Genomic DNA, 24,867 nt, shown 5'->3' on the forward strand with positions numbered 1-24,867 from the left:
TACGAGTGCCCACACAGATGATTGCTTTATATTGTTAAAGAACGTTGCGGTTAAAGTTAAACTTTATCTCGCTAGGGCTGCGAATAGTACGCTTTCCTATTTTTTTGTCAACACTTAATTTTAAACTTTCTTAAAAATCCAAACTCAAGTTTTACTCGACTAACTGATTAACTCTTGCCTCGCTATGCGTTGCTGCCTGCCGTCTCAGTGGGGTCGCATTATAGGGCGCGGCGAATTTTACGCAAGCGTTTTTATCATTAAATTCGCATTTATTTCATACCCTCAAGATACCCAAAAGAAACTGACACCTTACCCACAGAAGCCTGTGGATAACCTCGTTTTTTTCATCGTTTCACTAAACTATCTGCTTTGCTTATGGTAAGTTGCCCGCTGTTTTTTAAACTCGTTCATTAGGCATATAACATGATAGATATAATAAATAGTATTAGTGGGCTGCTTTGGGGTCATATTCTCGTCTACCTATTAATAGCGGCAGGACTCTTTTTTACTATTAAACTCAAGTTTATTCAATTTGTTCAATTCCCCCACATGATTAAAGTCATGTTCAATTCTCGTCAGTGTGATAAAAACGGTATTTCATCTTTTCAAGCTTTTTGTACTTCCTTAGCCGCACGTGTTGGTACCGGAAATATGGCTGGTGTTGCTGTTGCACTGTATTTAGGTGGTGCTGGGGCTATTTTCTGGATGTGGCTAATTGCCTTAATAGGTATGGCAACGAGTTTTGCAGAAAGTACTTTGGCTCAAGCTTATAAGATTCGTGATGAACATGGTAATTTCAGAGGAGGCCCTGCTTATTATATGGAATATGGTTTGGGTAAACGTTGGATGGGGGTGGTTTTCTCACTCTGTTTGATATTGGCATTTGGCCTAGTATTCAATGCAGTGCAATCTAACTCTATAGCCGCTGCATTTAAAGTCGCTTTTGACATTCCAAACTATGTTGTTGGTTTAGTACTAGTCGTTGGCTCTGGCATTATTATATTTGGTGGCCTGAAAACTATTTCTCGCTTTGCAGAGTTGGTTGTACCATTTATGGCATTAGCTTACTTACTTGTAGCTTTATATGTGTGCGCTATTAATGCAGAGCAATTACCGACTGTATTTATGCGTATTATTAATAGTGCCTTTGGAATTGAGCAAGCGGGTGCCGGTGCGATTGGTTATGGCGTTATGCAAGCAATGATCCAAGGAATAAAGCGCGGCTTATTCTCAAATGAAGCAGGTATGGGTAGCGCAGCAAATGCGGCAGCGACTGCGACGCCAAATCCGCCCCACCCTGCCTCACAAGGTTATGTGCAAATGCTTGGTGTATTTATTGATACGGTTGTTATATGTAGTGCAACAGCCGCGCTGATTTTGCTCTCTGATCAATTAGTAGCTGACTCAGGTGTAACTGGTATTGCATTAACTCAGGCTGCTCTTGAAGAACATGTTGGAAGCTGGGGCACAATCTTTGTTGCGATTGCTATATTATTCTTTGCTTTTACCTCAATTGTTGCTAACTATTCATACGCAGAAACTAATCTATTATTCTTAGAGCATAATCATGAGCATGGTATGTTGATCTTTAGACTTATAGTATTAGGTATGGTGATGTTTGGCTCTGTGAGTGAACTGGGGTTGATCTGGACCTTAGCTGATATTTCGATGGGCCTCATGGCAATCGTGAATGTTATCGCACTGTTTATGTTATCAGGCGTGGTGATCTGGCTTGCGAACGACTACACCACACAGCGCAAAGCTGGCAAATTACCAACATTTGATCCAACCAAAAATACTCAGCTTGATCAAACCATCCCGAAAGGGATTTGGCATAAAAAGTAAATAAGCTTATTTACAATCAAAGAGGGAGCCTATGTGCTCCCTTTTTTGATCAAAATAATAATGCCTTAGTAGTTATTCAGATTTGCTATCACAAGCGTCTAATATATTCATCGCTAAAGCGCGGCCCTTATTGAGTGCTTTATAAATCTGGCTACAGCTTCAACAATGCTTCAGCGAAGCGCCACACAGGAGTGTTGCTCTGAATCTATTGGGTATGCATGCGGCTGCAATTGGCATAGTGACGCTTTACTGTTCTCAGCATTGGCCATTTATCAAGCGTCACCACAAAAGTAAAGCCTGCTGCTTTTTATACCAATCTGCCAAATTATGTGATCTAATTAGCGCACAGATACTTATCTACTTTTACTGAATTGAACTTAAAAGAATCCAAACAACTTTTAGTTTTATCACGTAAAGAGCCTAATGCAAGAAAACGCATACGCCTGCTTGCTGTTTCATTATTCTTTGAGGGTGGAAACAGAACGAATATTGCTAAGCGGCCAAATACAGCACGCGGCAGTGTCAAAAATGGATTTCAAACTACCTTAACAATTGAGTTGGATACGACAACACTGTCTATCTAATCGTGTATTTAGTGGTTATGAAGAAATAGTCGAACAGGTTTCGCAAGCGTGGAATAAATTCATCTTCGTCCCTGATACGGTTAAAATTATATGCTCTAGAGATTGGATCAAATTTACTTAATCTTTATGCAGATTGGTATTAGTGTTAGTTAAGCTAATTTCTCTGGCATCAATCAACAAAGTGATTTGCGTATATTTTGGTATTAAGATTGTCCGTACGCGCTATGGATAAAAGTTAAACGCATACAAAAGCTATAAGGTGAAAGTTTAATTTAATAGATAGATAAGCAATTTTGGGTGTGTTTTTTTACGCTGTAGGTATAAATGAAGTAATAGTGAATATAAAGTGGTGCCCGAGGCCGGACTTGAACCGGCACGACTTGTTAGTCGAGGGATTTTAAATCCCTTGTGTCTACCAATTCCACCACTCGGGCATCGAGTTTGCTAATTAAAGCGTGTGGAGTAATTATTTGGAGGCGGAACCCGGAGTCGAACCGGGGTAAACGGATTTGCAATCCGGTGCATGGCCACTCTGCCATTCCGCCTAAATGTAACAAATAATTTGGAGCGGCACACGAGGCTCGAACTCGTGACCTCGACCTTGGCAAGGTCGCGCTCTACCAACTGAGCTAGTGCCGCATAAAACTTTGTCAGTAATTTGTACGTTGGTGCGCGACTATGTCGCGGTAAACGTTCTGGCAACTGAGCTAGTGCCGCATAATTAGATATAATTCTTTGTAAGAAATATTTTTTATCGTCTTTAAATTACCTTGGTTGAGTAATTTAAAGTGGTGCCCGAGGCCGGACTTGAACCGGCACGACTTGTTAGTCGAGGGATTTTAAATCCCTTGTGTCTACCAATTCCACCACTCGGGCATCGAGTTTGCTATTTAAAGCAAGTGGATAAAACTAATATGGAGCGGCACACGAGGCTCGAACTCGTGACCTCGACCTTGGCAAGGTCGCGCTCTACCAACTGAGCTAGTGCCGCATCATATTAATTCTAATTACTACATTTTTAAAAGTTACATTTGGTATATGCAACTAAACCACAAAGTGGTGCCCGAGGCCGGACTTGAACCGGCACGACTTGTTAGTCGAGGGATTTTAAATCCCTTGTGTCTACCAATTCCACCACTCGGGCATCGAGTTTGCTAATTAAAGCGTGTGGAGTGTTGATTGGAGGCGGAACCCGGAGTCGAACCGGGGTAAACGGATTTGCAATCCGGTGCATGGCCACTCTGCCATTCCGCCTCAATACTGGGTAACCTTTGATAAACTGGAGCGGCACACGAGGCTCGAACTCGTGACCTCGACCTTGGCAAGGTCGCGCTCTACCAACTGAGCTAGTGCCGCATAACGCATGTAAGTATTAATATGTTTCATCGCAACCTTGTCGCGGTAAAACATTCTAGCAACTTAACCAGTGTCACTTTGTTTATCTAGGGGGCTATGCCCTCTCAACACGGACGCATTCTACAGAGATTATTAAACGCGTCAATACAAAAAATGCTAGTTTTGAACTGTTTGATTATTTTTTATCTAAAACGGTGCGTTATTATACGTTTAGAGTCAATTTTTAGTCAATTCAGACCACGCTGCTATCAAATATTGCAGCATAGAAGTAACCGTTAAGAAGGTCGCAATGTAAAGTAAGCCATAACTTAAGTACATCATCCAACTATCGTATTGCCAAATGAGTCCAATAATAGCTAACATTTGCGCAGCAGTTTTAAACTTACCCATATTTGATACAGCTACATTACCACGCTTGCCTTGCTCTGCCATCCATTCTCGAAGTGCTGAGATAACAATTTCTCTGCTTATTATGATTAAAGCAGGAATAGTCATATACATTGATTGATAATAACTAGCTAAAGCAACCAATGCTGTACACACCATCACTTTATCAGCAACAGGATCTAAGAATGCACCAAATGGCGTAGACTGCTCAAGCTTGCGCGCTAGATAGCCATCAAGAATATCAGTGATCGATGCAAGCCAGAAAATAAAAGCTGCAGCAAAGAAAGCCCATGAATAAGGCAGATAAAATACCACCAAAAAAATGGGGATAAGAAAAAGTCTAAATGTTGTGAGTGTGTTTGGAATATTCCACATAACTACTTGGGGATGTCTTTTTTTCTATATTCGCACGAAGGGCTAGCCCTTGTCATGCAAATGGTTAAATATCTTCTCAGCCATGTCAGAGCTGATCCCGGGTACTTGCTTTAATTGATCTATATTAGCAGCTTTTACTCCCTGCATGCCCCCTAAAAATTTTAATAATGTTTGGCGTCGTACCGAGCCGATACCACCTATCTCTTCTAATAGTGATTGAGTGCGTTGTTTTTGCCGCTTATTACGGTGCCCTGCAATAGCAAAGCGATGTGATTCATCGCGAATATGTTGGATCAAATGTAGCGCTGGTGCGTCTGAATCCATTGGAATTGTTTTCCGACCACCATCAATTAATAGTGTTTCAAGGCCTGGCCTACGACTGGTGCCTTTTGCCACACCGACTAACAGCGGCATTTTTGCATGTGGCCAATTAGAAAAATACTGCTCGGCACGAGAAAGTTGTCCTTTACCACCGTCGATAAAAATCACATCAGGAATTTTATCTTCGTCAACCAACTTGTTGTAACGCTTGTTTAACGCAAACTCCATTGCAGCATAATCATCACCTCCGGTGATCCCTGTGACATTAAAGCGTCGATATTCTTTATTATTCGGTCCTTGCGAATCAAACACCACACAACTGGCAACTGTGTTTTCTCCCATTGTATGGCTGATATCAAAACATTCCATACGATTAATATCATCAAGCCCTAACGTCGCTTTAAGTTGTGCGTAACGCTTATTAATCGAATCCTGAGTGCTTTGCTTCACGGTAATACTATTAAGCGCATTCTTATTAGCGAGCTGTAAGTATTGCGCACGCTCACCGCGTGTAACTGTTTTTAAAGTTACTTTGCGTTCACTCACTTGGCTTAATGCTTCACTGAGTACATCAATTTCATCAAGTGCAAATGGCAAAATAACTTCTTTAGCAATTCGCCCTGTTGCACCTGGCGCTAAATAATATTGCCCAAGAAATGAAGCCAGTATTTCTTGTGGCTGTGAATCTTTCGGTACTTTTGGAAAGTACGTTTTGCTACCGAGTACTTTATGATCGCGGATCATCAACAAATGAATGCCATTGAGGCCATTTAAATGAGCAAAACCCACAACATCCATTTCGGCATAATTACCTGATATCGATTGTTGCTCTTGCATTTTACGCAGTAGCATTATTTGATCGCGTACTTTAGCCGCTAGTTCAAATTGTAAAGCGTGGCTCGCAGCTTCCATTTTAGAGATCAACGCTGCGATGACTTCATGAGATTTGCCAGTCAAAAATTTACGTACAAAATCAACTTGCTGATTGTATTCATCGTCACTCACTTCATTCACGCAGGGTGCAGAACAACGTTTTAGCTGAAATTGCAAACAAGGTCGGCTGCGAACGCGATAATACGCATCTTCACATTGACGAACAGGAAATATTTTCTGCATTAACTGCAAACTTTCAGAGACAGCCCCAGCGCTTGGAAATGGCCCAAAATACTCGCCTTTTACTTTGCGGCTACCGCGATGAAATGCAAGTCTTGGATGTTTGTGAGCAGTTAATAAAATATACGGATAGGATTTATCATCACGCAGTAAAATATTGTAACGTGGCTGATATTTTTTTATTAAGTTATTTTCAAGCAGTAAAGCTTCGGTTTCAGTATTGGTTAAAGTGATGTCAATATCACTAATGTTACTGACTAAAGCGCGAGTCTTGCCATCCGTGACATTGCTACGAAAATAGCTACTAACACGTTTTTTAAGGTTTTTAGCTTTACCAACATAAATAACTTTATCATCACTATCAAGCATCCGATAAACGCCGGGTTCGCTTGATAGTGTTTTTAAGAAATGGGCGTGATCAAATTCTGCCATGGGGCAACACTAGTGGGCGCTGTCGATGTCGATCATCTTATGACGAATAGCCAAATGAGTTAATTCAACATCACCACCCACATTCAGCTTTTCAAACATTCTATAGCGATAGCTGTTCACTGTTTTAGAACTTAAATTAAGGCGTTCGGCAATGTCTTGTACTTTTTCACCTTTAGTGATCATTAACATGATCTGTAATTCACGTTCAGATAAACTCTGAAATGGACTTTCATCAGTACGACCCGTCACTTGCGCAAGGGCAATTTGTTGAGCTATTTCTGGTGCAATATAGCGTTGCCCTGCATTTACTGCGCGAATTGCATTAACCATTTCATCAGAGCCCGCCCCTTTGGTTAAGTAACCATGAGCGCCAATTTGCATCACTTTACTTGGGAATGGGTCTTCACAATGTACTGTTAGTACAATAATTTTCACATCAGGGCAATAGCGACAAATTTTCTTGGTCGCTTCTAATCCGCCAATACCTGGCATATTCATGTCCATTAGCACAATATCAGGAGAATGCTGACGGCAAAATTGTACCGCTTCTTCACCTGTTTTAGCTTCACCAATTACTTTAAACCCACGAACATCATCTAAAATACGTTTGATACCCGTTCGTACGAGCTCATGGTCATCAACTAAAAGTACATTAATCAATGGGACACCCTCATATAACCTAACAGCACGTCAATATGACAATTTAATTGGTCACACTAACACAGAAAATCTGAAACGATAACTCAATTATCGTTTCAGATAACTAATTTAAGATGGCGTTTTTTCACTGAAGCGGTCAACCCACAAAGCAATTACACCATCACCGGTAACATTACAGGCTGTACCAAAACTATCCTGAGCCAAATAAAGCGCTATCATTAACGCCACAGCACCTTCATTGAAACCGAGCATACTGGTTAACAAACCCAGCGCAGACATGACAGCTCCGCCCGGAGCACCCGGTGCGGCAATCATTACCACACCTAGCATCATAATAAACGGCAACATCCCAAATAATGATGGTACATCCATGTTTGGTGATAAAAACATCACCGCCATCGCGCAAGTTACGATAGTGATCGTTGAGCCAGATAGATGAATAGTCGCACACAAAGGTACAGTAAAGTTAGCAACATCTTCTTTTACATTATTTGCTTTGCTTGAGCGTAAAGACACTGGAATAGTCGCAGCACTAGACATAGTGCCTAAGGCTGTAAAGTAAGCTGGGAGCATATTTTTAATTAATTCAACTGGGTTGCGTTTTAATAAGATACCCGTACCGATATAAAGAATAGTCAACCATACCCAATGCATGATTAATGCAGCAATCAACACCACACCAAACGTTTGTAAGGTATCAACAACAGTGCCTGCAACTGTCATCTCAGCAAACACACCTGCAATATAAAACGGTAATGCTGGGATAATAACTTTTGCTAGCAAACCATCAATCACATCGCGGCCCTGATCCGATACTTTTTTCAAGGTCTCTAGCTCTAATTGGCTCATACCGATACCAAACACAAACGCTGTCGCAAGCGCAGTCATAACACCCATCAATGGTGGGATCTCTAAATCAATAAAACTTGCCACTTCGGTGGCTATTTCAGCTTCGAAGGTTAAACCGCCATCAAATAACGGAATAATTGCACTAACAACCATCACTGCTAATGTGCCTGCAATAATGGTCGAACCGTAGGCGAAACCAACGGTTTTACCTAACAGATGGCCTGAGCCTTTTGGTAAACCAGCAATACCTGATGCTATAAAAAATAAAATAATTAGTGGAATAGTAAAAGTGATCAGTTGGCCAATTATTTCTTTTACCGTGTAAAGGAGTTCAACTCCCGTTAGTGGAACATATAAACCCACTAAAATACCGGCCAATATACCGGCAATTAATTTTAAGATTAACGTCATTGTCATCACTTCATAAATTTTGATGGGTGAGGTTTTAGCATGTTTTTAATTATATGTATCATAAAACCGCTCAACAACAGCCTGTTTGCACAAAATACAATCACTTTTAGCGTTAAACGCCCGTCTAATTTGTTCATTATAATATCTACTAGGCAATTCATTATGATCTAGCGCATATAAATTTTGGTCAGTATTTGTATCCCTAATAATCCTATGTCAGCATACCTGATAGTATTTTTGTTTTAATAACTATACATACAAGCTGTCGCTGTTTTTATTTCATTCAGTTATAAGCCGAATAGATATATCTTATAGCCAAACTTTACTTTAGTTTTTTTAATTCAGCAGTAAAGTGTCACTATTACAGATCGATTTACAATAAAAATCGGTCACGATTGAATAAATTGCACCTAAGGGAACATTATGTCTACTATTTTTGAAGATAACTCACTCAGTATTGGTAACACACCGTTAGTAAAACTAAACCGTGTAACGACAGGTAATGTTTTTGCTAAAATAGAATCTCGTAATCCTAGCTTTAGCATTAAATGCCGTATTGGTGCATCAATGATCTGGGAAGCTGAAAAATCAGGTGAGCTGACTAAAGATAAAGAGCTGATTGAACCAACTTCAGGTAACACAGGTATCGCTTTGGCGTTTGTTGCGGCCTCGCGTGGATACAAACTTACGCTTACAATGCCAAACACCATGAGTCTTGAACGTCGTAAGTTACTAAAAGCATTAGGTGCTAATTTAGTCTTAACAGATGGTGCTAAAGGTATGAACGGTGCGATCGCTAAGGCAAAGGAAATTCAAGCATCAGCCCCTGAAAAGTTTATTTTATTACAACAATTCGAAAACCCTGCAAACCCTAAAATTCACTTTGAAACAACAGGCCCAGAAATCTTTAATGCATTAGATGGAAAAGTTGATTTCTTTGTGGCTGGTGTGGGTACTGGAGGTACAATTACTGGTGTCAGCCGTTATTTGAAACTTGAAAAAGGCCTTAATGTAAAGTCAATCGCTGTTGAACCAACTAATTCGCCAGTGATCAGCCAAACACTCGCGGGTGAAGAAATTAAACCTGGGCCACATAAAATTCAAGGTATTGGCGCAGGCTTTATTCCTGGTAATTTAGACCTATCAATGATCGATGGTGTAGAGCAAGTGTCTAATGAAGAATGTATAGCAATGGCTCATGAGCTGATGAAAAAAGAAGGTATATTAGTTGGTATTTCATCTGGCGCTGCGGTTGTTGCAGCAAAGCGTATTGCGGAGTTACCTGAAAATGCAGGTAAAAATGTCGTAGTAATTTTACCTAGTGCAACTGAGCGTTATTTATCAAGCCCACTTTTTGCTGAAGAGTTTTCAGAGCAAGAGCTGGTTCAATAAGTTTAAATAGCTTTTGAAAAAGGATGCAAACTGCATCCTTTTTTATTATTTATTGCATTCACATCACTAATTCTTACCGTAAACTTTACATCTGCCGCATTTCGTCACACACTAAATCATCACTAATAAATCTATTTATCTAATGAAATCATTTATAACTCTTTGCACTGCTACATTTTTACTGCTAATGAGCGGCTGTGGAAATGAAGATTCACCAAAAGGTGAAAAAAATACTCCAGGAAATAGCGCAGCACTATTTTTTGATACGCTTTATAACGAAAACGACCTAAACAAAGCCAGTACTATGGCCACACCTAAAATGGCGCGGATCATGAACTCTTACGGCACCTCAAAACAATTTGCCCGCAATTTAGTCAACATGCAATACGATGATGTAGTAATTGAAGTTGATATGACTAATATGAGTTTAAGAGAACAATATGGCGATACAGCCAATATCAACCTTATTTTCACAGGCCACTTCAATGGGAATAAAGTTGATGATATGCGCAGCGTAAAAATGGTGCGTAAAAAAGGCAATTGGTACGTTGATAAAATAAATGCCGATCCATTTGCACGCTAACGCTTTATATTAAATATTTAGACCGCTTAACAAGCCTTGCTCGCAGCAAGGCTTGTTAGTTTTCGCTATTACAGTTCACCTGGCTGATAATTATCTACCGCAATAGCCTGTTTGCGTAGGTTATTTGCAGCATGTAGCTTTTCGCCTTGCTCATCAGTTATTAACTGTTTTTCAAGCGCACTGTCGATTGCAGTTGCTATATTAGCATTACGGTTAAGTGTGCCGTCACGTTGCCATTTCTTCAATCGTTTGAAGGCGGCGCTGGTATCATGCATCGCTATAAATGCATTCTCCATCACACCAGTACCCGCTTTATCATCCACATAACATAAATGAGTTAAGCGGTTTCTAAATACCCCTGGTTGCGTCATATGCTCACAAATTGTTTGTGCAAGTTCATCACTTGGGCGCTGGTAATGATTACCAAGCGGAAATACAATACGTTTTAGGATGAAGTTAATAACCGGGTTTGAAAAGTTTTTGAAAAAACCGTCAAATGCTTGGCCAATTTCAAACAGTGACAATTCAACCGCATATTTTACGAACGGAAGATCAGCTTGTTGACGCCCCTCGTCTTCAAAACGTTTTAATACACAAGATGCTAAGTATAAGTGGCTTAAGACATCCCCTAAACGCGCTGAAATCATCTCTTTACGTTTAAGCTCACCACCAAGTACTAACATTGCCACATCAGTGCTAAAGGCAAGTCCTCGGCTCATACGCCCTAATTGCTTATAATATGAAGCAGTCTCACCACAAACGGGCGATTTTGCAAAATAGCTTCGCGTTAATCCATGTATAAAAGCCATACTCGCATTAGTAGCGGTAAATAAAATATGCTGCAGTAATAATGAATCAAATTCTTTTAACGCGAGATCGTCATCTTCCATTGCTGCGGCTTCCATTTCTTTGAGTACAAATGGGTGGCAACGAGTTGCACCTTGACCGAAGATCATCAGATTACGGGTTAATATATTCGCCCCTTCAACGGTAATTGATACTGGAATGCCCATATAACCGTGCGCTAAATAGTTATTTGGCCCCACTTGGATCCCCTTACCTGAATGAATGTCCATAGCATCATTCATTACCGTACGGCCCATCTCTGTCATATGATATTTGGCAATCGCAGTCACCACTGATGGGCTTAATTTTAAATCAATGGCTCCGGCAGTCATTAAGCGGCATGATTCAAGACTATAGGTTAGTCCACCAATGCGAGCCAGCGCCTCTTGCACGCCTTCAAACTGCCCGATAGAAACACCAAATTGTTGACGTACCATTGCATAGGCCGATGTCATACGGGCACATAAATGCCCTGTTGCACTGCTCAATGCTGGTAATGAAATACCGCGCCCGGCACTTAAGCACTCAACCAACATCCGCCAACCTCGTCCTGCCCCTTTTTGACCGCCAATGATCCAATCAAGAGGAATAAATACATCTTTACCGTAGGTTGTGCCATTCATAAACGCCATATTCAATGGATAATGGCGCTCCCCCGTTTCCACACCAGGGTGATCTGTTGGGATCAGCGCACAGGTTATACCTAGCTCTTTATGTTTACCAAGTAATCCATCGGGATCATACATTTTAAAAGCAAGTCCAAGAACCGTTGCTACGGGTGCAAGCGTAATATAGCGTTTTGACCAATTTAATCGTAAGCCTACAACTTCTTGGCCTTCAAACTCACCCTTACAAACTACGCCAGAGTCAGGAATACTGCCAGCATCAGAGCCGGCTTCAGGGCCTGTTAGAGCAAAACACGGCACATCATCCCCCTTCGCAAGTGAAGGTAACCAGCGCTCTTGCTGCTCTTTTGTACCATAATGTAATAGTAATTCCCCAGGGCCTAAGCTATTGGGCACCATCACTGTCACTGCTGCTGTTAAGCTTTTAGTGGCGATTTTAGCTACAATGGTTGAGTTTGCGATTGCTGAAAACTGGCGTCCGCCAAATTTCTCGGGAATGATCAGCGCAAAGAAACCTTGGGTCTTTAGGTAATCCCATACTTCTTTTGGCAAGTCTTTATCTTTTTGCACAATGTGATAGTCATCAAGCATCGCCAACAGTGTTTCCACTTCATTGTCTAAAAATATTCGCTCTTTTTCGCTCAACTCTGGCTTTGGGTAGCTGTGAAGTAATTGCCAATCAGGATTGCCACTAAATAGTTCTCCATCCCACCACACGTCGCCCGCTTCCATCGCTTCACGCTCAGTTTGCGAAAGCGGCGGTAATACCTTTTTAAACATTTTAAATGTCGGGCGGCTGACGAGATTTAAGCGGATATCTTTAACCGCAAAAATAACTATCACCAACACCAGTAACAAAATAAACACTGACATGGAAACTATCCTTATTAATTAATAAAACAGATTGACTTAATTATGACCGATCCTTTAATAAATACAATGCCACTATAAACTCGCATGGCCTGAGCTTAAGAGTCGGTTATTGATAAACTTTGCCTAACACATAGACGCTGCTATCATCCTACACGATAAATAACAAATATAAGGACCAACATGACTACTCCACATTTTAAGCTCAGTTTGAGCGCAATAATGGTTGCCAGCACATTAGCATTGAGCGGCTGTAACCAAGAAGCCACTAACACAGTAACTCAAGTTGCAAGCCCTGCGCCGGTAACTGCAAAAGACGCGCAAGCCTTTTTAGATACAACAGAGCAAGAGCTCAGTGCTTTATATCTAGAATCAAGTCGCGCGGAATGGATTTACGCTAACTTTATAACGCATGATACATCAGCACTATCAGCTGAAGTAAATCGTAAAATGACCGAAGCGGTGGTTCGCCTTGCTAACGAAGCTGCACAGTTTGACTCTCTCGAACTTGATTATGACGCACGTCGTAAACTCGACAAATTAAAACTGGCACTGACTTTACCTGCCCCACAAGATGCAGAAAAAACAGCAAAACTATCACAGCTTGTGGCTGAACTTGGCGGTATATATGGTAAAGGTAAATATTGTAAAGACGATGGCAGCTGTTTAAGCCTAGGTGATATGACTGCAACAATGGCCACCAGCCGTGATTACAACGAACTGCTTGATTTATGGCAAGGTTGGCGCCAGGTATCAAAACCAATGCGTCCACTGTATGAACAACAAGTTGTATTAACCAATGAAGGCGCTAAAGAGCTTGGTTATGCAGACACTGGTGCAATGTGGCGTAGTAAGTATGATATGCCAGCAGATGATTTTGCCAAAGAACTTGATCGTATTTGGGGGCAAGTAAAACCATTATATGATTCGCTGCATTGTCATGTTCGTGCTAAGTTAGGTGAAAAATACGGTGAAGACAAAGTACCCCAAGACCAACCTATCCCAGCGCATTTATTAGGTAATATGTGGGCGCAATCGTGGGGCAACATTTATGATGTAGTCGCACCTGAAAATGCCGATCCTGGTTATGATGTAACCGCATTATTAGCCGAGCATAACTACGATGAACTTAAAATGGTACGCGGCGCTGAAAAATTTTTCACCTCAATGGGATTTGCACCTTTACCTGACACCTTTTACCAACGTTCGTTATTCACTAAACCTGCCGATCGTGATGTACAGTGCCATGCTTCAGCGTGGAATATAGATAGTAAAGACGATTTACGCATTAAAATGTGTATTCAGCGTACTGGTGAAGAATTCTCAGTTATTCACCATGAGTTAGGTCACAACTTTTATCAACGCGCTTACAATACCCAACCGCTTTATTATCAAGAAAGTGCTAACGACGGTTTCCACGAAGCCATTGGCGATACTATTGCGCTTTCGGTAACACCTGGTTACTTAAAAGAAATTGGTTTATTAGAGCAAGTGCCTGATGAATCGAAAGACATTGGCTTACTGATGAAAATGGCGCTAGATAAAGTAGCGTTTATTCCATTTGGTTTACTTGTGGACCAATGGCGTTGGCAAGTATTTTCAGGTGCAGTAACCCCTGAAAACTACAATAAGGCATGGTGGGAATTACGTGAAAAATACCAAGGTGTAAAAGCACCTATCACACGAAGCGAAGCTGACTTTGATCCAGGTGCAAAATATCATGTGCCAGGTAATACACCATATACACGTTACTTCTTAGCGCATATTTTACAGTTTGATTTCCACCGTAGTTTATGTGAAATAGCAGGTAACAAAGAAGCCATTCATCGCTGCTCAGTATACAACTCTAAAGAAGCAGGTGAAAAACTCAATGCTATGCTAGAAATGGGTTCAAGCCGCCCTTGGCAAGAAGCATTAGCCACCGTAACAGGTAAACCTGAAATGGATGCAACAGCCCTACTTGATTACTTTGCGCCACTGCAAAAATACCTTGATGAGCAAAATAAAGGCCGACAATGTGGTTGGTAAGTAAACTTAGTTAAATAACAAAAATGCAAAAGCCCGCTCAATTGAGCGGGCTTTTTTAGTATTGCAGTACTAGTATTACAGTTTGATTAGAACTGTAAGCTTACATTTGCAAAGTAAGCGTCATAACCAGAATCATCCCAGTTATTGCCGTAACCAGCTTTTAAGCCAACATTTTTGTTGAAGAAATGTTGAGCACCAAAAGTGTAATCATCGTTTTTATTAAATGTAACAAACGCTGATGTCGCTTTAGTGAAGTAGTAATTAGAACCTAATTCCCATGAACTACCACTGTCGTCAGTATCTGAAATAGTACCTTCAACAGTTAGGTAGTTACCTTGCTTAAGATCCATGAAGTATTTAGCGTTCACAGCGCGGTAATCAAACTCGTCATCAGATGTTACAGTGAAACCGATGTAATCTGTGCTATTAAGTTTATGATCATAAGCAAGATCAAATATTACTGAATTTTCGCCATCTTCAACGTCAATGAATGTCGCTTTTAATAATAAATTTGGATTAAAAAAGTAACCTGCTGATACATTAAATACGTCTTTGCTTGAAACAGAATCAACATCAAGGTTGCTATATTGAGCACCTACCACAAAATTTTCAACAAAGTACTCACCACCGATAGTTGTTACATCGCTAAAGTCATTATCAATGTATGAACCATATACGTTGGTTTGCTTGTTAATATACTCAAATTGATCGTAAGGACCTAATGTTGCTTTTGGTGAGAAGTAATATTTTGAATCAACACTAACTGTGTCGTTGCCATCGGTATCCATATATCCTAAATGGCTGATTGACTGATAGTTATCCGCAGCAGTCGCGGCACTAGAAAGAAGAATACTCGAAATAATAACTGCTAATTTTTTCATAAAAAGATTTCCCTATTTTACATTGTTTTATTGCTACAAGGTTTAACGTTTAACCGATTGGTTAAGACGGGGCACATCCTAACGCGAGCAAACTGAATTGAAACTTAACTAAGTGCTTGTATTTTATTATAAAAATGTAAGTGGATGTAAGGAAATGTAAAAAAAAGGTAGCGAATAGGAATGTTAATCGCTACCGTTTTAAAAGCTCAATTATGATCAAAGCGCGTACTGGCTGATTATCCGGTACACATCATTGATATTATCACCCGATTTAAAGTCTTTGCTGATCGGTGTTGGATCAGAGCCAACCCAAATTTTTAATTCAGCATCTAAATCAAAATGACCTGCACTTTCTTTACTAAACTTAGTAATTTTTGAATAAGCAATACTGATCATCTCTATTTTTGAGCCAGTGACCCCCTGCTTATCCAACAAAATTAAACGTTTGTTAGTAAAAATAAACATGTCACGTACCACTTTATAGGCCTTTTCAACTTGTTCACCTTCAATCAGTGTATTTGCCAATACTTTTTCTAAATCATTGTCATCAATTTCACTGGCATTACCCATTAAACCACTTAATAAACCCATTATATTTGCTCCTGTTTAAATATTTGATTTTCTAATGTATGGCCGTTTACCAATTGGCGATACCGCCAACCTTGCTGATAACAATGTTGCAGTATGGTGATATCAAATGGTGTCGCCGTTTTTTGGTACTCGATAACATATTCTTTAGCTTGGCTCATATACACTTTAGACACTTCTGCTAAAGCTTGTATTTTCTCTTCAACATCCGGGTAATGCTCGCTCAATAACAATGTAATAAATCCAGACTCTAGTTCGCTATTATCACTGTGCGTTGGATGCTCTGTGAGCTTACCTTTATCAAGGTGCAGTACATGTGAACATAAGCGTTCTAGTTCAGTTAAATCATGCGAACTTAAAATAAAGGTAGCCTCACTGCTAAGATTCGCAACCACTTCGCGTACTTCGCGAGCATGAATAGGATCAAGCCCAGCGGTTGCTTCATCCAGCATGACTATTTGTGGTTTCCCGATCAGCGCTTGACCTATGGTGACACGTTTACGCATTCCATGTGATAAATCATCAGAACGCTGTTTAGCAACGTCAGCTAGTCCGACTAACTCAAGTACGCGGATCGCTTCTGCTTGGCTTTGCTTATTTGACAGCCCTTGTAGCTGGCCATAAAACGCCAGTTGGTGAGCGATACTAAAGCGCGGATCAAGTTGAGCATCTTGCGGTAACGCACTGAGCTTGCCAAACAATTCACTACTGCCTGGATTATGTCCAATAATATTGAGCGTGCCTTTTGTTGGTAAAATATAACCGCATAACAAACTAAACAAGGTGGTTTTGCCTGCACCATTTGGCCCAACCAGTGCTACTGGCGCACCTTGTTGTATCTCAAAACTTACCTGATCAAGGGCCAATTTATTACCATACTGCTTAGTTAAACCTGTTGCGTGTATTAGTGTGCTCATAGAGAACTCCTTGCAAAAATACGCTGAGCAATCGCTAGCATCACGGTAGTTTGTATTAACGGAATGCCAATGCTATTAAATATTCCTGCGTTTTGTCCTGCCATTTGATCAAGTTGTACGCCAGGGAAAACATAATCAAGCATTGCCAAAACGGGTATTTGCCAGCTTAAAATACTGACCACAATATTTCCGCCAGCAAAAAATAATACTGCAAGCACTACAGTTAAACGCGCTGAGCGTGCAAAAGTATTTAACAACGTCATTAGTGCTATAAAGGGCAAAACAGCAATTAATAAATAACAGAACAAAATAAAGCTGCGACTTATGCCACTGACTAATAATGCTGGATCTCTAAATACCATAACCGCAACTGAAGCTACCAAGGTAACAAGTAGTAATGCTGCTAAAATAAATACCTGTCCTAAAAAGCGGCCAAATAACATTTCATTACGGGTAGCTCTAAGAGATAAAAAGCGTAGTGTTCCTCGTTGTTTATCACCAACAAGTTGGTCGCTACATAAAAACAAGCAAAAGCTGGGAAAGCTATACAATGCAATTAACCAATACATAGCTAATTCAGCTTCAGGCCAATCGAGTAATTTACTCAGCCCAATAGCGCCAAACACTTGTTGTGCTAAATCGGCTATTTGGGGCGAACTAATTAAGCTGACAGCTTGACCTATCGGATAACGTAAAATCAATAACCAACAAATCGAAAATGCGGCAACAGCAAGTAAGCCGCGCTTGGTCAAAAATAATCTCACTAGTTCAAACTGGGCAATCTTTAATAATCGCTGAGGGTGGAGTTGCGTCACAGATATTCCTTATTAATCTATATACAGCTTACACTAAGGGCAAACGTGTTGAATTACTAGCAAAAAAAAACCCGTATTAATACGAGCTTTGTAACAAATAATGTAGTCTTATTGATCCGCAGGCTACAAATTCTGTTGGTATATGTCGAGTGCTTGGCTTAAATCAGCAATCAAATCGTCCACATCTTCAAGGCCTATATGTAAGCGGATCACTGGTCCTTGCGTCCAACCAGTTGCTGAGCGTAAACCTTTCATAGTTAAGTTGGCAGTCACTAAACTCTCGAAGCCGCCCCACGAGAAGCCCATTTTAAAATGCTCTAAACTATCTAAAAAAGCATCAATCGCGCTTTGGTTACCTTGTTTCATAACAAAAGAAAACAAGCCATTACTACCATCAAAATCACGCTTAAAAAACTCATGACCCGGACACGTTGCAAATGCCGGGTGACGAATATGGTCAACCAACGGATGCTGCTCTAACCAAGTAGCGACTTCGATCGCGGCTTTTTCATGCTGATTTAAACGTACCGCCATAGTGCGCAGGCCTCTTAACGCTAAATAAGCGTCATCAGCCGACGTACATTGACCAAGTAAATATGAATTTTCTCGAAGTGTCGGCCAGTATTTTTTATTGGCCACTGCCACCCCCATCATCACGTCCGAATGACCCACAATGTATTTAGTTGCCGCTTGAATACTAATATCCACCCCGTGTTCAAGTGGGCGATAATGCAAGCCATTACCATAGGTGTTATCAAGCATGGTCATTACCCCATGCTCATTGGCAACTGCAACCATGGCTGGTACATCTTGAATTTCCATGGTGATAGAACCTGGCGACTCTAAAAACAGCACTTTGGTGTTGTCTTTGATCAGCGCTTTAATATCTGCCCCAATTGTTGGTGGATAATAAGTCGTCTCAACGCCAAAGCCAGCTAAAATTTTATCGCAAAAATCACGCGTTGGTTCATAGGCATTATCTACCATTAAGATATGATCGCCCGCTTTCAAAAAAGCCAATAGTGTGCTGCTAATGGCCGCTGCACCACATGGATAAAGCGCACATCCCTCACCACCTTCAAGCTCAGTGATCGCTTCTTGTAATGCAAAATGTGTAGTAGTACCACGACGACCATAAAAAAGTGTTTTATCGCCACGTTTTTTTGCCGCTTCTTTAAGCTCTGCCACTGAATCAAAAACAACTGTCGATGCACGTTGCACTACGGGGTTAACCACCCCATGAGTATATGCTTTTTTACGTCCGGTACTTACTAACAGCGTATTTTTATTGCTTTTTGTCGTCATCATTAATCCTTAAAATATTTCGTTAGAACATACTCTGCACTATGCTTAATCTTGCAAATTACACCAATAGTCGATTAAATAGCGCGAAATAGAATCAGCTCTTGGTAGCTTTAAATGCTCCCCCTTTTCGTGCCAATTGCCAAATTGAGCGAGCTCTTCACGGCTAAACCACTGCGCATCGTCTAGTTCGTCCTTATCAACCTGGATATTTTCTGTAACAGCTTCAGCGGTAAAGCCCAGCATAATCGATGATGGAAATGGCCACGGCTGCGAGGCAATATACTTAACATTTTCAACCACAATGCCCGCTTCTTCCATCACTTCACGCGCCACCGCTTGCTCTAAGCTTTCGCCCGGATCAACAAAACCAGCTAAAGACGAATACATACCTGGTGCCCATATTGCTTGGCGACCAAGTAAACAGCGTTCAACACCATCAGCAAATGTACGAGTAACCACCATGATCACGGCCGGATCAGTTCGCGGAAACGTTTGGTGTTTACACCCATCATTACTACATAAACGTGAATGACCAGCTTCAACAAGCTCGTTTTCGCTGCCACAACGTCCACAAAAACGATGAGTTGCATGCCAGTAACACAAACCTCGTGCCAGTGCAGCCATTGAGCCTTGCGCGATTTCCACTTGCACCCCAAAGCGGCGAATATCAACAAACTCAGCGTCACCTATCAGCTGACTTAAGACGGCTTCGTCTAGCTTGCTTACATCAAGTGCGAAATGACTGGTTTGCTGCTCATCTAAACCTAAAAAAATCGCTTCGTTTAATGCTAAGTGACTCACATCACTAAAGCTTAAAAAAGTCACAGCAATATTATTTATATCAAATAAAGTGTGATTGTTATTCACCAATAACCAACGGCTTTGCTCATTTATTTGTGCTGCCACCCATTGTTGCTCTTTACGTAGGTTTGATGCACGGTTTAAAGGCATCTGGCTGTAATTAAGCATGCTTATCCTTTTTACTATTTAGATGGCTAAAACTACCATAACACTTACTTAAACCCAATTATTACTCACTGACAAATAGGCAAAAAAAAAGCCCTTACGGACTTTTTTAAACACACAATAAATTCTGTCGTAATTACAATGTAGCTAAATGAGCCTGTAATTTTTGATTTTCAGCTTCAATATGCTGATAAAATTCTAAATCGGCTAATTTACTTGCCGCCGCTTTATCAATTACAATCACTGCATCTTGATGAAGCTGTAGTGCCGACGCTGGACATGCAGCCATCAGTGGCCCTTCAATCATAGCGCGTACCGCATCCGCTTTATTTTCACCTGTTGCAAGTAATACGACTTTTTTCGCCTCTAAAATCGTACCAATTCCCATCGTAATTGATAACTGTGGCTGATATTCATCAGCAGCAAAAAAACGGGCATTATCATCTACCGTTGCTTTTGTGAGTGTTTTTACGCGAGTACGTGAACGCAGACCTGATGAAGGCTCATTAAAGCCGATGTGACCATTACGTCCGATGCCTAATAACTGTACATCAACACCGCCTGCTGCAACTATTTTGTCTTCGTATTCTTTGCATGCTGTAATTGGGTTTAGGGCATCCCCTGGCGGTACAAAGGTATTATCTTTGTTTATATCAATATGGCTAAACAATTGCTCATTCATAAAGTGGCGGTAACTTTGTGGATGATCGCCCGTTAAACCTAAGTATTCATCTAAATTAAACGTTGTTGCTTGTGAAAATGAAATCTCACCCGCTTTATTTTTAGCAATTAATTCTTGATATAACGCAACTGGCGTAGAGCCCGTTGCTAAACCGAGCACTGACGTTGGTTTTTTTTGTAATTGTGTTGCGAAAATATTTGCGCCATATGCTGCTACGGCTGCTGCATCATTTAAAATTACTATTTGCATATTAATTTGCTCAGTTATTAAATTAGTTGATGAAAAAATGGGATCTAAGTCCCAACCCCATGTGCAATCGGATTGGGCCTTAGATCAAACCAAACAGGGATACACTATTTGGTCAATACCATTATGACAACGCTGTCATTATTACCATTCAATTTTAGTTTGTAAAGTAAAAGTGAATAAAAATTTACCTTTTTTACTGTGCTGTACATTAGCCAGCTAAACACTGACAAATATTTTGCGCTTATACATCCAATGTAATAAAAGCATTTGCACCAGCAAAAGCGCAACCACGCCAATCAGTGGCTGCCAATCGGTAGCTGCTGCTGCAATAAAGCCACCAAACACGCTATGGCTTATAAACTCCCAATTCACTAAGCTTGATGCCAAATAAATAATGATTGAGTTAGCACCAATAATCACAAACGGATAAGCTAATTTTTGGCCATTGAGAATATCAACCACTGCATAAAACACAGCCAGTAATATTGCGCTCCACCCGACTGTGACTAAAACAAATGAACTGGTCCATAATTCTTTATTAACTGGAAACTGTAAATCCCAAAGCCAACCTAAGCAAACACTCACAACACCTGCAACAAATAATATGCCTGCTGTTTGCCACTCGCCAACCTTACTTGCTCTGGCGATTAGTTGTCCTGCAAATACCCCAAACATGGCATTCACAATAGCTGGTAGACTCGATAACACGCCCTCGGGGTCGACGGCTCTATTTTGATATCTAATACCGGGTAAAAAATGCGAATCAAACCATGCATTCCAACTCCCCTGTGCACTTAAATCACCAGCGTTACCACCTGGTACAGGAATAAAACACATCAAGATCCAATACCCTAGCAGGAGAGCGATTGCTGTAAAGAGCTGTGTGCGAATACTGGTATGCCACACTAGCATTGCACAGAAAAACCATGCAATCGCTATTCGACCAAGTACACTCGCATAGCGTATTTCATCGAAGGCAAGCGGAATACCTGTGCCCCAACCATGGTTATACATCACCCCTAACCCGCACAATAGCAATAACCGCTTTAATGCTTTAGCATAAAAAACTTTTCGCTCTTGCCATGGCAGGTGATCGATGCGTTTTGGTGCTAAGCCCATCGCCACACCTGATAAAAAGATAAATAACGGAAAAATCAAATCGTAAAATGTAAATCCATGCCATGCACTGTGTAGCGTATGCGCTTCAAATACCTGCCAACCAGTCCAACCGGTTAAAACAAATAAAGCGGCAAAAATAGATTGCCCACCTAAAATCCAAAACATATCCATGCCACGTAAAGCATCAAGAGATGCTAAGCGCTTTTTACTCGGCTTTGTGTCTGTATGTGCTGTTGTCATTATTTTTACTCTTAAATAAAAAGCCCCGCGATACAACTGCGGGGTTTTTACAGGGAAACGTTACACTGCATTACCTGCAATATAAGTGGCTTTTACAAACTGATGTTCATCGAGCACCACAAAGTCTGCATCAAAGCCATCAAGTAAACGTCCCTTTTTCTTGAGGTTTAAATATTCTGCTGGATACAGTGCAGCCATGCGTAAACTTTCACTGAGGCTTACATCCAATGTATTAATGGTATTACGCACTGCACTGGCCATGTCTAATACACTGCCTGCTAATTCGCCCGTACTTGAGTTTAATCTATCCCCAGTACGAATTACTTTGCGCCCGTCAAAAAAATCAAATTCCATATCATCGGTACCCACTGGTGGCATTGCGTCAGTGACTAACATAATTTTGCCGCGCTGTTTGGTGCGAATAGCTAATTGTGCAGACAATGGATGTACATGATGCCCATCAACAATTAAGCCACACCAGCTGTTATCATGCCAAAGCGCAGCGCCAACCACGCCTGGTTCACGCGATGTAAACGGCGACATCGCGTTATATAAATGTGTAAACCCATCGGCGCCAGCATTGAGTGCCGCCATTGTCGTTGTATAGTCAGCATTAGTGTGACCTAGTGATACTTTTACACCACACGCCACTAAGCGCTCAATATCAGCAATGCTGACATTTTCTGGCGCTAAGGTAACCATTTTGATACCTAAATCTTGACGCGCATAAATGGCAAATTCTTGTTCGCTAATTGGGCGAATAAACTGCTCACTGTGTGTGCCTTTTTTTGGAAAAGACAAATGCGGACCTTCAAAGTGAATACCTAATACACCCGCGACCCCTTCGCATATTGCTTTTGCTGTTGCATCAGCAGCTGCTTGCATGGTTTCAACTTTATCGGTGATAAGTGTTGGCATCAGTGCCGTTGTACCAAATTGACCATGCGCTTTTGCGATACGATCTAAGCATTGTGTGCTTTGCTCAGCATTAAAAAATGCCCCGCCACCGCCATTAACTTGTACATCGATAAAGCCTGGCGCAACTAAACCATCTAGCTCAATAACACTGCCTGTGGCGGAAGTTTCAAGATGAAAAACGCCATTTTCAACGCTGAATAATGCATTATCTAGAAATTTTTCAGCCGTGAATAAACGTGTCGCGCGATAGAAGGTTTTCATTACAGTGCTACCTTTTGGTCTTGCTCTAATACTGATTGCTGTGCAAAATAAATTGCGCCCATTTCAGGCGGTTGCTTTGGTACTTCAACGAGTTTTGCAATTGCTGGGTCAAGCCATTGATTTAAAGGCTCTGCAAGACCACCGATCATAGATAAACGCGGAGGATTGTTCTCTAATAAACGATGCGCTAACTGACTCACGTATTGCGCTCCGTCTTTTACAATGGCTAAAGCGATTTGATCGCCTTGGTTTGCTGCATCAAATACATAGCGAGCAAGTTTTGCATAGCTACTTGACGGTTGTCCGGCCATTTGCTCTGCAATGCCCATTGCTGTGGTGACATTAAAATGCTCTTTAACCACTGGCGTCATTATCGTGTGAGGACCTAAACCATCTAGCTCCATTAACACCGCTTTAATTGCCTCTAAGCCCATCCATGCGCCACTGCCTTTATCGCCAAGTGCAAAACCATGACCGCCGTAATTCACCGACTGCCCTTTTACATATGAAAAACCACATGAACCAGTACCCGTGATTATCACGGCACCATCACCGCCTTCATGAGCCCCGATACACGCCGTATGTAAGTCAGTAGTTAAAAACATTTGTTTAAATGGGTGCTCCCACTCTATTATTTTTTCATATAAGTTCGGTAAATTAACACCCGCCAATCCTAAACCGGCATACACTTGATGAATAGACTCTAATGGCAAACCTGCATCGCGCATCGCCAATTGTGTAGATACCATTATTGACTCTAATGTGCGCTCCAACCCATGTAATGGATTCGCAGGGCCACCTAAACCTGTTCCTAATACCCCGTTTTGCACAGAGTATATAGTTGCACGGCACTTAGTTCCGCCACCGTCGATACCAATATACAATTGGTCCTCATTCGCACTCTTAGCCATCATTTAACGACCTCTAACCTTCGTTTTATATTTGTATTAATCGCATGTTTTTTTATTATCTTAATGCGATTCACCCTCAACCCATGTTGAATTAATGTTACACAACAAATGACAGCGTTGTCATTAAGTTTTTTATAAAAAATCTCACATATCCCACATTGATCTCTAATTAACTGAATTAAATAAATAATTAATATCAATTAAATTAGTGTCGACTATCTTTTAACGTAATAATAAGGTTTAAAAATGACATTATTACCTAAAAAAACAACAAAAATGGTGATTTATAACACTATTTTCATAACTTAAATGGCCAAAAAACATAAATAAAAATGCA

The 24,867-nt window shown here is 40.8% G+C and carries 19 protein-coding genes and 8 tRNA genes; 4 read left to right on the forward strand and 23 right to left on the reverse strand.

Going from position 1 to position 24,867, the window contains the following annotated elements; translation table 11 throughout:
• The first annotated feature begins 423 nt into the window (after positions 1-423).
• Positions 424-1,845: a sodium:alanine symporter family protein gene (locus tag H5183_RS16530; protein ID WP_149983426.1), complete on the forward strand. Its 1,422-nt coding sequence runs from the start codon at positions 424-426 to the stop codon at positions 1,843-1,845.
• 931 nt (positions 1,846-2,776) lie between these two features.
• Here the strand turns inward: H5183_RS16530 and H5183_RS16535 are convergent.
• The 12 genes from H5183_RS16535 to H5183_RS16590 all read right to left on the reverse strand — a co-directional run bounded on the left by H5183_RS16535 (position 2,777) and on the right by H5183_RS16590 (position 8,333).
• A tRNA-Leu gene (locus H5183_RS16535) sits at positions 2,777-2,863 on the reverse strand.
• A 37-nt stretch (positions 2,864-2,900) separates the two neighbouring features.
• Positions 2,901-2,974, reverse strand: a tRNA-Cys gene (locus H5183_RS16540).
• A gap of 18 nt (positions 2,975-2,992) precedes the next feature.
• Positions 2,993-3,068 (reverse strand) — tRNA-Gly (locus H5183_RS16545).
• Positions 3,069-3,218: 150 nt separating this feature from the next.
• Positions 3,219-3,305, reverse strand: a tRNA-Leu gene (locus H5183_RS16550).
• A 39-nt stretch (positions 3,306-3,344) separates the two neighbouring features.
• A tRNA-Gly gene (locus H5183_RS16555) sits at positions 3,345-3,420 on the reverse strand.
• Between the two features lie 66 nt (positions 3,421-3,486).
• Positions 3,487-3,573 (reverse strand) — tRNA-Leu (locus tag H5183_RS16560).
• 36 nt (positions 3,574-3,609) lie between these two features.
• Positions 3,610-3,683: transfer RNA gene (locus tag H5183_RS16565), tRNA-Cys, on the reverse strand.
• Between the two features lie 26 nt (positions 3,684-3,709).
• Positions 3,710-3,785 (reverse strand) — tRNA-Gly (locus H5183_RS16570).
• Between the two features lie 216 nt (positions 3,786-4,001).
• A complete protein-coding gene (gene pgsA / locus H5183_RS16575; RefSeq protein ID WP_145242294.1) occupies positions 4,002-4,547 on the reverse strand; it encodes a CDP-diacylglycerol--glycerol-3-phosphate 3-phosphatidyltransferase in 546 nt (181 codons plus the stop codon).
• Between the two features lie 42 nt (positions 4,548-4,589).
• Positions 4,590-6,413, reverse strand: coding sequence for an excinuclease ABC subunit UvrC (uvrC, locus tag H5183_RS16580; protein ID WP_182732225.1), 1,824 nt, complete (start codon positions 6,411-6,413; stop codon positions 4,590-4,592).
• A gap of 9 nt (positions 6,414-6,422) precedes the next feature.
• Positions 6,423-7,073, reverse strand: coding sequence for a UvrY/SirA/GacA family response regulator transcription factor (gene uvrY, locus H5183_RS16585; protein ID WP_016707677.1), 651 nt, complete (start codon positions 7,071-7,073; stop codon positions 6,423-6,425).
• Positions 7,074-7,181: 108 nt separating this feature from the next.
• A complete protein-coding gene (locus H5183_RS16590; protein WP_182732226.1) occupies positions 7,182-8,333 on the reverse strand; it encodes a dicarboxylate/amino acid:cation symporter in 1,152 nt (383 codons plus the stop codon).
• Positions 8,334-8,756: 423 nt separating this feature from the next.
• Between H5183_RS16590 and cysK the strand changes: the two genes are divergently transcribed.
• On the forward strand, positions 8,757-9,725 hold the full coding sequence (cysK, locus tag H5183_RS16595; RefSeq protein ID WP_145242300.1) for a cysteine synthase A: 969 nt from the start codon (positions 8,757-8,759) through the stop codon (positions 9,723-9,725).
• 187 nt (positions 9,726-9,912) lie between these two features.
• Positions 9,913-10,308 carry a hypothetical protein gene (locus H5183_RS16600; protein ID WP_404936107.1) on the forward strand — a complete coding sequence of 132 codons (396 nt, stop codon included), beginning with the start codon at positions 9,913-9,915 and terminating at the stop codon, positions 10,306-10,308.
• A 68-nt stretch (positions 10,309-10,376) separates the two neighbouring features.
• Here H5183_RS16600 and H5183_RS16605 read toward each other — a convergent pair whose 3' ends face one another.
• Complete coding sequence (locus H5183_RS16605) at positions 10,377-12,653, reverse strand: acyl-CoA dehydrogenase (RefSeq protein WP_182732228.1); 2,277 nt, start codon at positions 12,651-12,653, stop codon at positions 10,377-10,379.
• Between the two features lie 180 nt (positions 12,654-12,833).
• On the opposite strand from H5183_RS16605, the gene H5183_RS16610 reads away from it, so the two are divergent.
• The gene (locus H5183_RS16610) at positions 12,834-14,678 is read left to right on the forward strand and encodes a M2 family metallopeptidase (protein WP_182732229.1); all 1,845 of its coding nucleotides are present in this window, start codon (positions 12,834-12,836) and stop codon (positions 14,676-14,678) included.
• Positions 14,679-14,764: 86 nt separating this feature from the next.
• On the opposite strand, the gene H5183_RS16615 is transcribed toward H5183_RS16610, so the two are convergent.
• The 10 genes from H5183_RS16615 to nagK all read right to left on the reverse strand — a co-directional run bounded on the left by H5183_RS16615 (position 14,765) and on the right by nagK (position 24,533).
• Complete coding sequence (locus tag H5183_RS16615) at positions 14,765-15,559, reverse strand: putative porin (protein WP_145242308.1); 795 nt, start codon at positions 15,557-15,559, stop codon at positions 14,765-14,767.
• Between the two features lie 216 nt (positions 15,560-15,775).
• Positions 15,776-16,150, reverse strand: a complete 375-nt coding sequence (locus H5183_RS16620; protein WP_145242310.1) for a PH domain-containing protein — start codon at positions 16,148-16,150, stop codon at positions 15,776-15,778.
• Positions 16,150-17,064, reverse strand: coding sequence for an ABC transporter ATP-binding protein (locus tag H5183_RS16625; RefSeq protein WP_145242312.1), 915 nt, complete (start codon positions 17,062-17,064; stop codon positions 16,150-16,152). The genes H5183_RS16620 and H5183_RS16625 overlap by 1 nt, the downstream gene beginning before the upstream one ends.
• Positions 17,061-17,879 carry an ABC transporter permease subunit gene (locus tag H5183_RS16630; protein WP_145242314.1) on the reverse strand — a complete coding sequence of 273 codons (819 nt, stop codon included), beginning with the start codon at positions 17,877-17,879 and terminating at the stop codon, positions 17,061-17,063. Before H5183_RS16630 ends, H5183_RS16625 begins: the two co-directional genes overlap by 4 nt.
• Before the next feature lie 123 nt (positions 17,880-18,002).
• Positions 18,003-19,184: a cystathionine beta-lyase gene (locus H5183_RS16635; RefSeq protein WP_145242376.1), complete on the reverse strand. Its 1,182-nt coding sequence runs from the start codon at positions 19,182-19,184 to the stop codon at positions 18,003-18,005.
• A gap of 45 nt (positions 19,185-19,229) precedes the next feature.
• Positions 19,230-20,153 (reverse strand): NAD(+) diphosphatase, encoded by a 924-nt coding sequence (gene nudC / locus H5183_RS16640; RefSeq protein WP_145242315.1) that lies wholly within the window; start codon positions 20,151-20,153, stop codon positions 19,230-19,232.
• Positions 20,154-20,286: 133 nt separating this feature from the next.
• Entirely contained in the window at positions 20,287-21,081 is a 795-nt protein-coding gene (nagB, locus tag H5183_RS16645) for a glucosamine-6-phosphate deaminase (RefSeq protein WP_145242317.1), read from the reverse strand.
• Positions 21,082-21,297: 216 nt separating this feature from the next.
• A complete protein-coding gene (gene nagX, locus H5183_RS16650) occupies positions 21,298-22,440 on the reverse strand; it encodes a transmembrane glucosamine N-acetyltransferase NagX (RefSeq protein ID WP_182732230.1) in 1,143 nt (380 codons plus the stop codon).
• A gap of 60 nt (positions 22,441-22,500) precedes the next feature.
• Complete coding sequence (gene nagA / locus H5183_RS16655; RefSeq protein WP_182732231.1) at positions 22,501-23,619, reverse strand: N-acetylglucosamine-6-phosphate deacetylase; 1,119 nt, start codon at positions 23,617-23,619, stop codon at positions 22,501-22,503.
• On the reverse strand, positions 23,619-24,533 hold the full coding sequence (nagK, locus tag H5183_RS16660) for an N-acetylglucosamine kinase (protein WP_182732232.1): 915 nt from the start codon (positions 24,531-24,533) through the stop codon (positions 23,619-23,621). The genes nagA and nagK overlap by 1 nt, the downstream gene beginning before the upstream one ends.
• Between the last annotated feature and the right edge of the window lie 334 nt (positions 24,534-24,867).

The sequence above is a fragment of the Pseudoalteromonas sp. SR44-8 genome (assembly GCF_014163635.1).
GTDB classification, from domain to species: domain Bacteria; phylum Pseudomonadota; class Gammaproteobacteria; order Enterobacterales; family Alteromonadaceae; genus Pseudoalteromonas; species Pseudoalteromonas rhizosphaerae.

Bases quoted from the DNA above. Each gene is read 5' to 3' on its own strand.
- H5183_RS16590 (WP_182732226.1), bottom strand. From the start codon at position 8,333: ATGACGTTAATCTTAAAATTAATTGCCGGTATATTGGCCGGTATTTTA.
- H5183_RS16615 (WP_145242308.1), bottom strand. From the start codon at position 15,559: ATGAAAAAATTAGCAGTTATTATTTCGAGTATTCTTCTTTCTAGTGCC.
- H5183_RS16600 (WP_404936107.1), top strand. From the start codon at position 9,913: ATGAGCGGCTGTGGAAATGAAGATTCACCAAAAGGTGAAAAAAATACT.
- H5183_RS16610 (WP_182732229.1), top strand. From the start codon at position 12,834: ATGACTACTCCACATTTTAAGCTCAGTTTGAGCGCAATAATGGTTGCC.
- H5183_RS16530 (WP_149983426.1), top strand. From the start codon at position 424: ATGATAGATATAATAAATAGTATTAGTGGGCTGCTTTGGGGTCATATT.
- uvrC (WP_182732225.1), bottom strand. From the start codon at position 6,413: ATGGCAGAATTTGATCACGCCCATTTCTTAAAAACACTATCAAGCGAA.
- nudC (WP_145242315.1), bottom strand. From the start codon at position 20,153: ATGCTTAATTACAGCCAGATGCCTTTAAACCGTGCATCAAACCTACGT.
- pgsA (WP_145242294.1), bottom strand. From the start codon at position 4,547: ATGTGGAATATTCCAAACACACTCACAACATTTAGACTTTTTCTTATC.
- H5183_RS16625 (WP_145242312.1), bottom strand. From the start codon at position 17,064: ATGAGCACACTAATACACGCAACAGGTTTAACTAAGCAGTATGGTAAT.
- cysK (WP_145242300.1), top strand. From the start codon at position 8,757: ATGTCTACTATTTTTGAAGATAACTCACTCAGTATTGGTAACACACCG.
- nagK (WP_182732232.1), bottom strand. From the start codon at position 24,533: ATGATGGCTAAGAGTGCGAATGAGGACCAATTGTATATTGGTATCGAC.
- H5183_RS16620 (WP_145242310.1), bottom strand. From the start codon at position 16,150: ATGGGTTTATTAAGTGGTTTAATGGGTAATGCCAGTGAAATTGATGAC.
- H5183_RS16635 (WP_145242376.1), bottom strand. From the start codon at position 19,184: ATGACGACAAAAAGCAATAAAAATACGCTGTTAGTAAGTACCGGACGT.
- nagA (WP_182732231.1), bottom strand. From the start codon at position 23,619: ATGAAAACCTTCTATCGCGCGACACGTTTATTCACGGCTGAAAAATTT.
- H5183_RS16605 (WP_182732228.1), bottom strand. From the start codon at position 12,653: ATGTCAGTGTTTATTTTGTTACTGGTGTTGGTGATAGTTATTTTTGCG.
- nagX (WP_182732230.1), bottom strand. From the start codon at position 22,440: ATGACAACAGCACATACAGACACAAAGCCGAGTAAAAAGCGCTTAGCA.
- nagB (WP_145242317.1), bottom strand. From the start codon at position 21,081: ATGCAAATAGTAATTTTAAATGATGCAGCAGCCGTAGCAGCATATGGC.